The following is a 13,742-nucleotide window of genomic DNA, read 5'->3' as shown; positions in this document are numbered from 1 at the left end:
GGCTTTGCATAAGCAATAAGTAATTATGGATGTGCTTAGTTGTTAATTTTCAACATTTTTAAATTGACTATTCACTTGCGAAGCAAAATTGACGATTGACTCTACTAATTGTCTTTTCCTGTATAATAGTTGTAATCTTTGATAATAACATTGATGAACTGTCTCTCTGTCATTTTAGTGGGATCTATTTCCAGTTTCAGAATACTTTTGATTTTATTGGAAAGTTTATTGATGATTTGGCGGTCGTCTACTTTTAAAGCTTTGGTATAATTGTCTTTGATGATCCTCATATCATTGTCACTTAAAGCAATTACCTGAGGGAAAGAAGGAATATAATTTTCATGAATATTCTCCAGAATTGTATGAGAGATATTGATGTTGTTTTTCAGAGAAATTACAGCCGTTCCGGAAGCAATATCGCCAAGACGTTGGTTATTTTTAGAAACAATCATAGAAATAAGTCCTATCACACCGGCAAATGAAACATCTACAATTCTGAAAACCCATCGGATCATATAATCTGCGAAACTGGCTTGGTAACCATCAATTTTTACCACTTTTATTTTCATCAGTTTTTTACCGGGAGTCTGTCCCTCCATCAGGCTTTCCAAAACAAGAGGATAAATATAGATGGGAAAGGTAAGAATAAGATATACTGCTCTTATAGACCAGTCGTCAAGACCATTTAAGATGTATCCCAAATCAAAAATATTGAAGAATAAATACAGGACAATCACCACATAAGCAATCCTGATCAGAAGATCAATAATGAAGGCGAGCATTCTTTCTCCTACGCCTGCAATATTAAAGTTAATATTTACATTTTGTGAGGTATTTATCGCAATTTGAGACATATTTTTTATTATTTTAGCCTTAATAATTATGAGAGAAGTTTATTTCATTAAACAAAATAAAGAAAAATGGTTGGGAATCGAACAGGTTATTCAAGGGAAAATTAAAAAAAATCCTGATGATCTGTCTTCATTGTATATAAACCTGATCAACGATCTTTCTTTTGCCCAGACTTATTATCCTAAAAGTAACACCACTGTTTATCTGAATCATTTATCTGCCCAGATTTTTCAGAAGATCTATAAAACAAAAAGGGTAGAGGAGAACAGACTGGTTTATTTTTTTAAAACTGAGGTTCCATTGCTGATGTATCAGTACCGGAGATATCTGATGTACGCATTTCTCTTTTTCATTTTATTTACTTCAATAGGAGTGCTTTCTGCAATCTATGATAAAGATTTTGTGAATATTATTCTGGGTGAAGGGTATGTGAATGAAACCGTTGAAAATATCAAAAATAATAATGCGGTAGGCGTTTATCAGAGTGGAAGCACGTGGGGAAGCACGATCGGAATTATTTTTAATAATATTCAGGTTGGAGCAAAATTATATATTTACGGAATTGCCGGAGGAGTGGGAACTCTGTTTGCCCTACTTTCCAATAGTGTCATGCTGGGAGCTTTTCAATATTTTTTCTATGATTACGGAGCATTGAAAGACAGTGCAAGAGGAATTTGGCTTCACGGAGTTTTTGAAATTTTTGCTATGGTGGTGGAAGCCATGTGTGGATTGATTCTGGGAGCTTCTATTTTATTCCCGAGAACTTTTTCAAGGTTTAATTCTTTTAAAAAAGGATTTAAAGATTCATTTAAAATATTTTTAAGTACGGTTCCTTTCACTATTTGTGCAGGGATTATAGAAGGTTATGTTACAAGACATGCTTTGAAAATGCCTTTAATTTTGAACCTCATCATCATTTTGGGATCACTGGCAATTATAGGATTCTACTATTTTGTATATCCGTCTGTTGTCTACAAAAAAACTAATAAACACATCCATGATACAATTTTATAAAAAAAGAGATTTTGGAACTTTCATCAGCGATAGTTTCAATTTTTTCAAATTATACGGAAAGAATTATTTCAAAAACTATATCCTGATCAATGGCCTGCTTTTGATCTTAATGGTTACTGTGGTGATTTTCGGGTATAAAGAACTCTTTTCACAGATATTTGGGTCTAATCTTGGCGGTGAAACGTATTATTTTGAACAATATTTTTCAGAAAATTCAGGAATGCTGATTACTGTGGGATTATTGACATTCCTGCTTTTCATGATTCTGATGATTGTCAATTACCTGTATCCTGTTTTTTATTTAAAAAGAATAGCACAGGGAACAGAAAAGATAAAGACGGATGAAATTCTGAGTGATTTTAAAAATAATGCAGGAAGAATTGGCAAGCTGTGCCTTGGGATGATCTTCATTGTTACTCCTGCTGTATTGTTTGTTGTAGGTTTTTCTTATATCCTCATTTTTATTATTATCGGATTGTTTTTGATCCTGCTGCTCTATCCTACGATATTTAATTTTACTACCTTTCTGATGTATGATTATTTTAATTCGGACAGAGGTTTCTGGGGAAGCTTGAGCTATGCTTTACGTTCTCAGTTTTCTTACCCGAATGGTAGTGAAAAATCACCATACTGGAAATATTGGGGATCTGCATTTGTGATGTTTATTATTATTTATATGATAACATCCATATTCACATTGATCCCGATGATGTTTTTTTACGGATCACTTCTTACTTCTACACCAGACGGAAATTTTGAGCAAAATCCTTTTACCGGAACTGCGGGAATCCTGTTTTTTGTATTGTATGGAATTTCGATGCTGCTTTCATTTTTTCTTTCAAACCTGATGTATGTGAATGCAGGACTGATGTATTATGATAGCAGAACAGATCTTCACCAGAAAGTAGAATTGGCAGAAATAGATACGATTGGAATCAATGAATAAAATTATTTTTTTCATACTGCTTTTTTTCTCTCTTGGGCTGGTTCATGCTCAGGATGATAATTCCGATTCTGATGATCTGGTAGATTCATTATACACCACCGGACATTACAGAAATATGCTGCGTGCGGATTCTGTATTGATGAAAAATCCGGTCTCAGAAAATGAGGTTTATCCGAAAACATTCAAAGAAAACATTTCGTCTAGATATAAAGGAAATGAATTTGATTATTCTGTATCAAAACCGAGAGAATCTTTCTTTCAGAAGCTGATGCGAAAACTGGATCAGATCATACAGAGTATTTTTGGTGAAACTACGCTCAGTAAGTCGGGAGAATTTACCACTGTCCTTATTCGTTTGTTTGCGATTCTTCTTGTTGGTTTTCTGCTATATTTTATCATTAAATATATCATGGGAAAAGATGGTAATTTTATTTTTGGTAAAAAGAATAAAAAGCTGGATCTCAATGTACAGGAACTTCATGAGAATATCCATGAAATCAATTTCCCTGAAAGTATTGCGAAATTTGAACATGCAGGAGATTATCGTTCGGCAGTTCGCTACCAATTTCTTTTTGTTCTTAAAAAACTGAGTGACAAAAAGCTGATCAACTGGAATCCGGAAAAAACAAATAAAGACTATGCTGCAGAGCTAAAAGCTCCTCATCTGAAAAATGAATTTTCGAACCTTTCTTATATCTTTGATTATGTTTGGTACGGAGAATTCAATATTGAAGAAGAGAGCTATCAGAAATTTAAAAATCAGTATCAGGCATTTAAACCATAACAATAGTAACCATGAATAAAACTTTCAAAACATATGCTGTAATTTTCGTCATTGTGATGATTATTTTGGCGTTGCTTGAAGTTAACAAAAAAGAGACGACAGACTGGCGGAGGAATTTTGATCTTAACGAAAAGTCTCCGTTCGGGTTGTTTGTTTTTAATAATGAAGCCAAAGATCTTTTTAAAAATAATCTGAAGAAGATTGAACAGGCACCTTACGAATATTACACTCAGCATAAAAAAGCACCTCACAATATTGTCGTCATTGAAAATAATATTGACAGAGAATCCTGGAATAAAATTCTGACTCAGGTATCTGAAGGTTCAGATGCAATGCTGATGGTAACCCGTATGCCTAAAGAAGTCTCAGACAGTATTGGATATTATGATTCTGAGATCTCTTTCGAAGAGGAAAATGTTCTGAAACTTACGGATAAAAAATTTCAGAATGATTTTATTAAGCTTGATAAATTTCCGTCTGGGAGAGGATTTTCATTTATAAAACCCAGAGTGGAAGTTCTTGGTAAAACAGTAGAGAAAAAGAATACGGATCAGGCCAACTTTATTAAAATAAAATTTGGAAAAGGACATATCTATGCTCACACCGAACCTCTTTTCCTGACTAATTATTATCTTCTGAAACCCGGAAATGTAAAATATGCTCAGGATGTGTTTTCATACCTGAAGGATAGAGAAACTCTTTGGTTTGTATCCAACAAAAGTTCTGCATCCCGTTTCTTTATGAGATTCGTATTGTCGAATCCTGCTTTAAAATATGCCTGGTGGGTATTTTTGGGTGGATTTGTCCTTTTCATTTTCTTTAATGCAAAAAGAAAACAGAGAATAGTACCTGTAGAAGAACCCTTGCGAAATACTTCCCTGGATTTTGTGAAAAGCATTGGAAATCTGTATCTTCAGGAAGGAGATTTTCATGATATGATGGCAAAAAAAGCACAATATTTTCTGAATAAAGTGAGAATGGATCTGTTGATAGATACCCAGAATTTAGACGAAGAATTTGCGAAAAAATTACAGATGAAAACCGGAAAACCGATTGAAATGATCAGTGAGGCGATAGTACTTATCAAAAAAGCTCAGGATCCTTACGCCAGTGTAATGAAGGAAGACCTTGCAAGGATCAATAAGCTCCTTGATGAAATACTTAAATAATAGAAGAATATAATAACCTAAAGATGCAACAGTTTTTCAATGCTGATAACGGTAATTCATCTGAATAGTGTGGTTATAGAGATGCATTGTTAAACTGACTAATGAAAATTTATTATGGAAAATTTTGATAATCCCAATATAGAAAACGAAAGTTCTATTAATCTTAATAAACAGGAAGAACAGTTTCAGTCGAGAATTGATATGATTGAACTTCGTGCAAGCTTAGAGAAAGTAAAATCTGAGATTGGAAAAGTAATTGTAGGGCAGGAGAAGATGATTGAACATCTTTTGGCTGCACTACTTTCTAACGGCCATGTTCTTATTGAAGGGGTGCCGGGAGTAGCGAAAACAATTACAGCAAAATTACTAGCCAAGACCATTGACGTAGGTTTCAGTAGAATCCAGTTTACACCGGATTTGATGCCTTCCGATATTCTGGGAACATCCATCTTCAATGTGAAAAATTCGGAATTTGAATTTAAAAAAGGGCCTATCTTCTCCAATTTCATCCTGATTGATGAGATCAACAGATCACCGGCAAAGACACAGTCTGCATTATTTGAAGTAATGGAAGAAAGGCAGATCACAATGGACGGAACACGTTATATTTTGGAAGAGCCTTTCCTGGTTATTGCTACACAAAACCCGATTGAACATGAGGGAACATACCGGCTTCCGGAAGCTCAGCTGGACCGTTTTCTATTCAAAATTAATGTAGGATATCCTAATCTTGAGCAGGAAATAGCGATCATTAAAAATCAGCACGAAAGTAAAAAAGAAGATAAAACAGAAGGGGTAAACCGGGTTATCACAGCCGAACAGTTGAAGAGCTACCAGCATCTGGTAAAAGAAATCATTGTGGAAGCTCAGCTGATGGAATATATTGCTAAAATTATCATCAATACCAGAGAAAATCAATTCTTATATCTGGGAGCTTCTCCAAGAGCATCACTGGCACTTCTTACAGCTTCAAAAGCATTTGCAGCACTAAGAGGAAGGGATTTTGTAACTCCTGAAGATATTAAAGAAGCTAGCTACGCTGTTTTAAGACACAGGGTAATCGTATCTCCCGAAAGAGAAATGGAAGGACTTACCGCTGATGAAATTATCCGTCAGATTTTAGAAGGAATTGAAATACCGAGATAGGTAAATAGATATTAGGTAGTAGATAACAGGTGGCAGGTAGCAGTGGGTGAATAATTCTAATTAAGTACAAAATATTACATATGGCAAATTTTAAAGAGCTTTTAGTTTGGCAGAAGTCTATTGATTTTGTTACTGAAATGTATAGGATTACCGAAACTTTTTCTAAAGCCGAAATCTACGGATTGGTATCACAAATCAGAAGAGCAGCTGTTTCCATCCCCTCCAATATTGCTGAGGGAAACTCGAGACGAAGCAAGCCTGATTATCTACAATTTTTAAAAATAGAAAGAGGCAGTTGTGCAGAAGTAGAAACACAATTAATGATTTCAAAAAATCTCGTTTTTTTTAGTGAGGATGATTATTTAAAACTAAATCAGGAAATTATAGAAATATCCAAAATGTTGAACGGACTTATTAATTCTCTACAATAATAATGATTGTGAAAAAGCTAATAAAGAACCACCTAAAACCTTTCATCTGCAACCTGCCACCTAACCAATGAAAAACTTATACATCAATACACGTTTCTTTTTTACACTCATCGGAGTGGGGATTCTGTATGTCCTGGCATTTTTCTTTCCGATGCTGATGTGGGTAGCCCATATCGCACTCCTGATTTGTTTTCTTGCAGCAATGGTAGATTTTCTGTTGCTTTTTAATCAAAAGAATGCATTACAGGTTCAAAGGATTCTGCCGGAAAAGCTCTCCAACGGAGATGAAAATTTTGTAAAAATTGATATCAAAAATAATTACAGCTTTACCATAGACACTAAGATTATTGATGAAATCCCGTTCCAGTTTCAGAAAAGAGATTTTTTGATTGAAAAACGAATTGCTTCAGGAGCGAACACTTTTTTTCAATACACATTAGAGCCTAAAGAAAGAGGAGAATATCATTTTGGAGGTCTGAATGTCTATGCATCATCACCATTGGGATTAATCTCAAAAAGATTTATTTTCCAGAAGGATGCTATGCTGCCTGCTTATCCGTCTTTTATTCACCTCAGAAAATATGAGCTGATGGCCATTCAAAGTGAATTTTTATTAGGTGGAATCAAGAAAGTCAGAAAGCTGGGACACACCATGGAATTTGAACAGATCAAAGAATATGTTCCCGGCGATGATATCAGAACGATCAACTGGAAAGCTACTTCCAAGACTAACCGTTTAATGGTAAATCAGTTTCAGGATGAAAAATCACAGCGTATTTTTATGCTGATTGATAAAGGAAGAACCATGAAAATGCCTTTTAACGGACTAAGCTTACTGGATTATTCCATCAATGCTACGATGGCACTGTCTCATATTATTTTGAGAAAAGGAGACAGAGCCGGAATGATGACATTTTCTAAAAAAGCTGAAAATAAAATTGCCGCTGATAATAAATCCGGACAGCTAAAGAAAATCTCTGAAGCGCTTTATAATATTAAAACAGATTTCTTTGAAAGTGATTTCAACCGTTTGTATCAGGATGTAAAATATTCCCTCAATCAAAGAAGCTTAATTCTGCTTTTTACCAACTTTGAAACTCTTGACGGATTGAACCGACAGCTGAAATATCTTCGTGGAATTGCTAAAAACCATTTGCTGGTTGTCGTTTTTTTCAAAAATTCGGAATTGCAGACACTCATCAACAAAAATCCTGAGAATATGCAAGAAATTTATGATGAGGTCATTGCTGAAAAATTCGAATTTGAAAAGAAACTGATCATCCAGGAACTCCGTAAATATGGAATTTATACAGTGTATACTCTTCCGGAAAATTTGAATATCGATGTTATCAATAAATATTTGGAGATAAAAGCAAGAGGAATTTTATAACTTTGTAGAAGTAATAAGCAATAAATAATGAAAATTACACTTAACAGAATAAACGACGATTTTTTATTTGAATGTACTAACGCTCAGGGAAATTCTATTCTTTTGGATAATACTTCCCAACCGGGAGCAAAAGGAGTTTCCCCCATGGAAAGTGTACTGATGGCAGTGGCTGGATGCAGCGGAATTGATGTAGTTTCTATTCTGAAGAAGCAACGTCAGGAAATCAAGAGCTTCCAGGCAGAAGTAGAAGGAGAAAGAGTACAGGTAGATGATGCAAAACCTTTTAAATCGATTAACGTTAAGTTCCTTTTAGAAGGAGAAATTGATCCTAAAAAAGCCCAGAAAGCAGCAGAGCTATCTTTTGAAAAATACTGTTCTGTATCAAAAACGTTAGAACCGAATGTAGAAATCGGATACGAAGTATACGTGAACGGAGAAAAAATTTAATCTCTCATTTAAAAAAATAGAAAAAGCCGGATGATTCATCCGGCTTTTTTATTACTCATTACCTATTACTGATTATTCATCTAGAAGGTAAGTCTTGGTTTGATCAGTTTTGCCACGGTGGCAGTCCATCCTGTTTGGTGGGAAGCGCCTACACCTCGGCCATTATCCCCATGGAAATATTCAAAGAAGGTAATATAATCTCTGAAATGTTCATCATAATTGAACTTGGGATTACCTCCATTGAAAGCCCTTTGCCCATGCTCATCCTTTAAAAATATCGAACAAAGTCTTTTGCTGATATTTTGAGCCACTTCATCAAGATTTCTTTTATCACCACTTCCCGTTGGGAATTCTACTTTTAAACTGTTTCCATAATAAAAATGGAAACGTTGCAGACTTTCTACAATCAGAAAGTTGATAGGAAACCAGATGGGTCCGCGCCAGTTGCTGTTTCCTCCGAACATTCGGCTGTCACTTTCTGCAGGCGTGTAGTATACTATATTTTCTTTTCCGTGCACTGAGAAGACAAAAGGATTTTCCTCATATACCTTAGACATGGCACGGATTCCGTAAGAACTCAGGAACTCATTTTCATCAAGCATTCTGGTCAGAACCTTTGTCAGTCTGTTTTTACGCAGGATGCTCATCAGGTGTTTTCGGCCTTGCCCTTCCTCGTCCCAATGGGAAACAAGTTTGGTGAGTTCCGGCTTGTTTTTTAAGATCCATTCCATTCTGCTTCTGAAATTCGGCATCTTTTCCAGTAAATGATGATCCACAATCTCAACGGCAAACATAGGAATCAAGCCTACAATAGTTCTTAATTTTAATGAAACACTGTCTCCGTTTCCAAGCTGTAATACATCATAGAAAAATCCGTCTTCTTCATTCCAGAGACCTTTTGTACCTTCACCCAGATTTTCCATCGCTTCGGCAATATAAAGATAATGTTCAAAAAATTTGATCGCCATATCTTCGTATACCTGATAATATTGGGCAAGTTCCATTGCAATACGCATCATATTCAGTGCATACATCGCCATCCAGCTTGTTCCGTCTGCCTGTTCAAGATGCTGACCATCCTTTAGTTCCATATTTCGGTCAAAAGCTCCGATATTATCGAGACCAAGAAAACCTCCTCCAAAGATGTTTTTCCCGTTTTTATCCTTTCGGTTTACCCACCATGTGAAATTAAGAAGCAGTTTCTGGAATACTTTCTCCAGGAATAATAAATCCGGCTTTCCGTTATTTTTTTCATCAATTTTAAAAACACGGAAGCATGACCATGCATGTACTGGCGGATTCACGTCACTCATATTCCATTCATAGGCAGGAAGCTGGCCATTAGGATGCATATACCACTCTTTCGTAAGGAGTAAAAGCTGTCCTTTGGCAAATTCTGCATCGATGATAGAAAAAGGAACACAGTGAAATGCCAGATCCCAAGTAGCATACCATGGATATTCCCATTTGTCAGGCATGGAAATAATATCCTTATTGTGGAGATGATTCCATTCTGTATTTCTTACATATTCGTTGAAATTTCTCGGGGCTTCAAAGTTAGGATCACCTTTCAGCCATTTTCCAATATTGTAATGATAGAACTGTTTATTCCAAAGCAGTCCTGCAAAAGCCTGTCTCTGAACATTTCTTTCATCTTCGTTTACGGTATCATTCTGAACTTCTTTATAAAAATCTTCAGCTTCAGCCTGTCGAGTATTGAAAATTTCATCAAAGTTTTCAAAAGGTTCATCTGCCTCATCAGGGCATAATCTGAATTCAAAAACTTTTGATTCTCTGGAGCCAATAATTTCGTCAATCAGTAAAGAAGCTTTTGTACCTTTCTTTTCTGGATTTATCGTATTTGCCTGATGGGTAATAAAATGATTGATCCCATCTTTGAAATAGCTGTTTTCAGCAGAAGGTGTTCCATAAAGTTTAGCGTTATTGGTTTCATTATCGCAAAATACGCTTTGTGCATTGGTATTTCGGGAATAGAACTTTTTGATCGAAATACTATCATGGCCAATATTGATACTTCCGTTCTCAGAAGCATTTATTTCTCCTTTATAGGTATTATATCCCCATTTCCAGTTGTTTCTGAACCATACAGTAGGTGCTACCAGAATAGGTGCTTCGTGCTGGCTTCGGTTGCAGATGGTTACTCTGGCAAGAATATCATTGTGGTCGGCTTTACAGTACTCTATGAAAATATCAAAATATTCATCATTATCAAAAATCCCGGTGTCGAATAGTTCATATTCCGGTTCCTTTTTACTGCGTCTCCCGTTTTCTGCAACAAGCTCATCGTAAGGAAATTCGTTGATCGGATATTTGTAAACCATTTTCATATAGCTATGAGTAGGTGTATTATCCAGATAATAAAAGATTTCTTTGATGTCTTCCCCATGATTCCCCTGGGGGTTGCTCAATCCGAAGAACCTTTCTTTTATCATTTTGTCTTTCTTGTTCCAAAATGAAAACGAAAAACAAAAAATCTGCTTTACATCAGAAATTCCGGCAATACCTTCTTCACCCCAGCGGTAGGCATAGCTTTCGGCATTATTATGATTGGTAAAATTCCAGGCATTTCCGTTTGGGCTATAATCTTCGCGTACATTTCCCCACTGCCGGTTGCTTACATAAGGTCCCCAGTTTTTCCATTTGGTATCTTGTAATCTTTCTTTTTCAGCGGTCATATCTCATCATTTTTCCCCACGAAGTTAGTTTTTTTGAGAAGCAATTCCAATTTTTTTCATCTGAATAATTATTAATATAGTCTTGAAATACTTGTGTTTAAGGGCTTTTTTGAATATTAAAATAATTTTTTTTTGAAATTAAAAGAAAAGAACTACCTTTGCATCATTCGTTCATTCAAATATTGAAAATGTTATCAAGAAAGGTTGAGGGATTAGACCCTATGAAACCTTAGCAACCCTTTGCGCAAGCAAAGAAGGTGCTACGTTCTACCAAAGTATTTTGGACAGATAACTCACTGAAGTTCTTTTTCAGCCATTTCCTGTGGCATTTTCAATTGTATTAAAATTTAATAGAATTGAAAACAGAATTAAACTATATTAATCTTTCGTATCAAACTTATTCCCAAAAGGAATACCATATCCCGTTAAGCTATCAGCTTTTTGGGAAAGATCTGTTTACAGCCCCTATCATTTTAATCAATCATGCTCTTACCGGAAATTCCAATGTATCCGAAGATAATGGCTGGTGGAAACAATTGGTAGGAAAAAATCAGGTCGTTGATACCGATAAATATACTGTTCTATGCTTCAACATACCCGGGAACGGATATGACGATTTTTTAATTGAAGACTATGAAGACTTCACTCCTTCGGATATCGCAGCGATATTTCTGAAAGGGTTTGAAGCTTTACATATCAAAAATTTATATGCCATTATCGGAGGCTCTCTGGGAGGAGGGATTGCCTGGGAAATGCTTGCCAAGCAGCCAGATCTCGCAGAAATATTTATTCCCATAGCCTGTGATTACAGAACACACGACTGGCTTCATGCACAGTGTCTGGTTCAGAAATTTTTATTGAATGATAAAGAGGAACCATTACAGAAGGCAAGAATTCACGCCATGCTGTGTTACAGAACTCCACAGTCACTCAATGACAGATTTCAAAACCAATATAATCAGGACAAACAACGCCTGGAATCAGAAGACTGGTTGGTTTATCATGGTAATGCACTAAACGAAAGGTTTAGTTTAAAAGCATACAAACTGATGAATCATCTCTTGATGAATATCAATGCTAATGAAACAGCACTGGAGAACATACAGGCACGAATGCACATGATCTCAGTAGATACAGACTTATTCTTCCCGGCTTCTGAAATCCGAATGTGTTTTGAAAACTTACAAGAGAAAAATAAGGATGTTTCTTATCACGAGATCCAATCTATACACGGGCATGATGCCTTCCTAATGGAATATCAACAATTAAATAATATCATTAAAAACATTTTACAGAAGTAATGAAAAATGCTAACGAAATAAAATTTTTGAAGAACAGATCAATCATCAAATTTGAAGGAGAAGATTTCCTGGGAGAAATCGGGATTGATGGACGAATTTTTAAAGCGCTTACTTTAGCGCGTATCAGTGTAGGAGTAATCTCTCAGCAGGCCATAGAAAACGGAATTTCTATCCTGGTTCAGGAAATTGATGCAGAAAAAGCAGTAGCTTGTCTTATTGATGAGTTCGAAGCAGAAAGAAAATCTGGAAAAGTTTCTCAGATCTATAGTATCAATAATGTTTCTGTAATCGGTTTTGTAGCAGAAGATTTCAATAAAGTCTTTGCAGAACTGGCAAGAAACAATGTTTTCCCGTTGCTTTTGAATCAGGTAGCAGGAGAAAACAGAGTCAACATCGTAGTGACTTCCTCACAGGATGAAAAAACGAGAAACATTATAGAATCTGAAATTTTCAAAAAACCAAAGACAGTTCATCTGGCAATCATTGGTCATGGAAACGTAGGAAAGACATTGATACAACAGGTCTTGGAATCTGCAGAAGAAATTAAAAAGCGTAAAAAAATAGACCTTAAAGTAGTTGCAGTAGCTAATTCAAAGAAAATTGCCTTCAACAAAAAAGGATTTGATGCCAATTGGGGGGATGAGGTTTTGACAGCAGAACACCCATCGAATGTAGAAGAACTGATTAATTTCTCCAATGAAAATCAACTGGAAAATCTAATTGTTGTGGATAATACAGCAAGCAAAGATTTTGTAAAGAACTACCATGCTTTGGCAGAAAACGGATTCGATCTCGTTTCTTCCAACAAAATTTTCAATACCCTTCCGATAGAAGAATATAGAAAACTAAGATATACGTTAAGTAAAAATAACAGACGTTATCTGTATGAAACCAATGTTGGTGCGGGTTTACCGTTAATTGATACCATTAAATTATTACACCTTTCAGGAGAAAATATCACAAGAATCAAAGGAGTATTCTCCGGAACCTTGAGTTATGTTTTCAATAATTTTTCTTTGAGAGACGATAAATTCTCAACCATTATCAATGAAGCTTTGGAAAAAGGATACACAGAACCGGATCCAAGAGAAGACTTATCTGGAAATGATGTGGCAAGAAAATTATTGATCCTGGCAAGAGAATTAGACTTAATCAACGAATTTGGAGATATCAATATTCAAAATCTGGTTCCGGAAAGCTTACTTGAAGTTTCAAAATCAGAATTCCTTTCAAGATTGGAAGAACTGGATGAAGAATACCAGAAAATAAAAGAAAATCAGGAACCCGGACACGTATTGAGATATGTGGGTGACTTACACGGTGATTTGCAGAAAGACAAAGGTGAGCTGGATGTAAAACTGGTTTCTGTTCCTGCAACTTCCGCATTAGGACAGCTGAAAGGTTCAGATTCAATCTTTGAAATTTATACAGAAAGCTATGGTGAAAACCCAATCGTGATTATGGGAGCCGGAGCCGGAGCACAGGTGACAGCAAGAGGTGTATTCGGAGATATTTTAAGAGTAAGTGAAACTAAATAATTTGTACAAAGTAAAATGTACAATGTAT

Annotated in this window: 12 protein-coding genes and 1 riboswitch; of the genes, 10 read left to right on the top strand and 2 right to left on the bottom strand. The window is 35.5% G+C overall.

Annotated elements, in window-relative coordinates:
• Nucleotides 1-104 precede the first annotated feature (104 nt).
• Complete coding sequence (locus CQ046_RS09880; protein ID WP_105702105.1) at nt 105-854, bottom strand: RDD family protein; 750 nt, start codon at nt 852-854, stop codon at nt 105-107.
• Nucleotides 855-882: 28 nt separating this feature from the next.
• Here CQ046_RS09880 and CQ046_RS09875 point away from each other — a divergent pair, with 28 nt between their 5' ends.
• From CQ046_RS09875 to CQ046_RS09840, 8 genes are all read left to right on the top strand, one after another.
• Nucleotides 883-1,866 carry a stage II sporulation protein M gene (locus CQ046_RS09875; RefSeq protein ID WP_105702104.1) on the top strand — a complete coding sequence of 328 codons (984 nt, stop codon included), beginning with the start codon at nt 883-885 and terminating at the stop codon, nt 1,864-1,866.
• Nucleotides 1,850-2,812 (top strand): DUF4013 domain-containing protein, encoded by a 963-nt coding sequence (locus CQ046_RS09870; protein ID WP_105702103.1) that lies wholly within the window; start codon nt 1,850-1,852, stop codon nt 2,810-2,812. The genes CQ046_RS09875 and CQ046_RS09870 overlap by 17 nt, the downstream gene beginning before the upstream one ends.
• Nucleotides 2,805-3,596 (top strand): DUF4129 domain-containing protein, encoded by a 792-nt coding sequence (locus tag CQ046_RS09865; protein WP_105702102.1) that lies wholly within the window; start codon nt 2,805-2,807, stop codon nt 3,594-3,596. Before CQ046_RS09870 ends, CQ046_RS09865 begins: the two co-directional genes overlap by 8 nt.
• An 11-nt stretch (nt 3,597-3,607) precedes the next feature.
• A complete protein-coding gene (locus CQ046_RS09860; protein ID WP_105702101.1) occupies nt 3,608-4,765 on the top strand; it encodes a hypothetical protein in 1,158 nt (385 codons plus the stop codon).
• A 114-nt stretch (nt 4,766-4,879) separates the two neighbouring features.
• Nucleotides 4,880-5,911, top strand: a complete 1,032-nt coding sequence (locus CQ046_RS09855; RefSeq protein WP_185126174.1) for an AAA family ATPase — start codon at nt 4,880-4,882, stop codon at nt 5,909-5,911.
• An 80-nt stretch (nt 5,912-5,991) separates the two neighbouring features.
• Nucleotides 5,992-6,342, top strand: coding sequence for a four helix bundle protein (locus tag CQ046_RS09850; protein ID WP_105702100.1), 351 nt, complete (start codon nt 5,992-5,994; stop codon nt 6,340-6,342).
• 67 nt (nt 6,343-6,409) lie between these two features.
• A complete protein-coding gene (locus CQ046_RS09845; RefSeq protein WP_105702099.1) occupies nt 6,410-7,732 on the top strand; it encodes a DUF58 domain-containing protein in 1,323 nt (440 codons plus the stop codon).
• Nucleotides 7,733-7,759: 27 nt separating this feature from the next.
• Complete coding sequence (locus CQ046_RS09840) at nt 7,760-8,179, top strand: OsmC family protein (protein ID WP_105702098.1); 420 nt, start codon at nt 7,760-7,762, stop codon at nt 8,177-8,179.
• Nucleotides 8,180-8,259: 80 nt separating this feature from the next.
• Here CQ046_RS09840 and CQ046_RS09835 read toward each other — a convergent pair whose 3' ends face one another.
• Nucleotides 8,260-10,875, bottom strand: a complete 2,616-nt coding sequence (locus tag CQ046_RS09835; RefSeq protein ID WP_105702097.1) for an MGH1-like glycoside hydrolase domain-containing protein — start codon at nt 10,873-10,875, stop codon at nt 8,260-8,262.
• Nucleotides 10,876-11,063: 188 nt separating this feature from the next.
• Nucleotides 11,064-11,170, top strand: a riboswitch (SAM riboswitch).
• A 61-nt stretch (nt 11,171-11,231) separates the two neighbouring features.
• Between CQ046_RS09835 and CQ046_RS09830 the strand changes: the two genes are divergently transcribed.
• Both CQ046_RS09830 and CQ046_RS09825 read left to right on the top strand, forming a co-directional pair.
• The gene (locus tag CQ046_RS09830; RefSeq protein ID WP_105702096.1) at nt 11,232-12,176 is read left to right on the top strand and encodes an alpha/beta fold hydrolase; all 945 of its coding nucleotides are present in this window, start codon (nt 11,232-11,234) and stop codon (nt 12,174-12,176) included.
• On the top strand, nt 12,176-13,714 hold the full coding sequence (locus CQ046_RS09825) for an ACT domain-containing protein (protein WP_105702095.1): 1,539 nt from the start codon (nt 12,176-12,178) through the stop codon (nt 13,712-13,714). Before CQ046_RS09830 ends, CQ046_RS09825 begins: the two co-directional genes overlap by 1 nt.
• Nucleotides 13,715-13,742: the final 28 nt, after the last annotated feature.

It is taken from the genome of Chryseobacterium sp. MYb7, assembly GCF_002979455.1.
GTDB lineage: Bacteria > Bacteroidota > Bacteroidia > Flavobacteriales > Weeksellaceae > Chryseobacterium.
Note: the sequence above shows the minus strand (reverse complement) of the source record. Positions and strands in the feature narration are given on the sequence as shown.

What these genes read in the sequence shown, in the direction of transcription:
- CQ046_RS09880 (WP_105702105.1), bottom strand. Translation starts at nt 854, where the DNA reads ATGTCTCAAATTGCGATAAATACCTCACAAAATGTAAATATTAACTTT.
- CQ046_RS09875 (WP_105702104.1), top strand. Translation starts at nt 883, where the DNA reads ATGAGAGAAGTTTATTTCATTAAACAAAATAAAGAAAAATGGTTGGGA.
- CQ046_RS09870 (WP_105702103.1), top strand. Translation starts at nt 1,850, where the DNA reads ATGATACAATTTTATAAAAAAAGAGATTTTGGAACTTTCATCAGCGAT.
- CQ046_RS09865 (WP_105702102.1), top strand. Translation starts at nt 2,805, where the DNA reads ATGAATAAAATTATTTTTTTCATACTGCTTTTTTTCTCTCTTGGGCTG.
- CQ046_RS09860 (WP_105702101.1), top strand. Translation starts at nt 3,608, where the DNA reads ATGAATAAAACTTTCAAAACATATGCTGTAATTTTCGTCATTGTGATG.
- CQ046_RS09855 (WP_185126174.1), top strand. Translation starts at nt 4,880, where the DNA reads ATGGAAAATTTTGATAATCCCAATATAGAAAACGAAAGTTCTATTAAT.
- CQ046_RS09850 (WP_105702100.1), top strand. Translation starts at nt 5,992, where the DNA reads ATGGCAAATTTTAAAGAGCTTTTAGTTTGGCAGAAGTCTATTGATTTT.
- CQ046_RS09845 (WP_105702099.1), top strand. Translation starts at nt 6,410, where the DNA reads ATGAAAAACTTATACATCAATACACGTTTCTTTTTTACACTCATCGGA.
- CQ046_RS09840 (WP_105702098.1), top strand. Translation starts at nt 7,760, where the DNA reads ATGAAAATTACACTTAACAGAATAAACGACGATTTTTTATTTGAATGT.
- CQ046_RS09835 (WP_105702097.1), bottom strand. Translation starts at nt 10,875, where the DNA reads ATGACCGCTGAAAAAGAAAGATTACAAGATACCAAATGGAAAAACTGG.
- CQ046_RS09825 (WP_105702095.1), top strand. Translation starts at nt 12,176, where the DNA reads ATGAAAAATGCTAACGAAATAAAATTTTTGAAGAACAGATCAATCATC.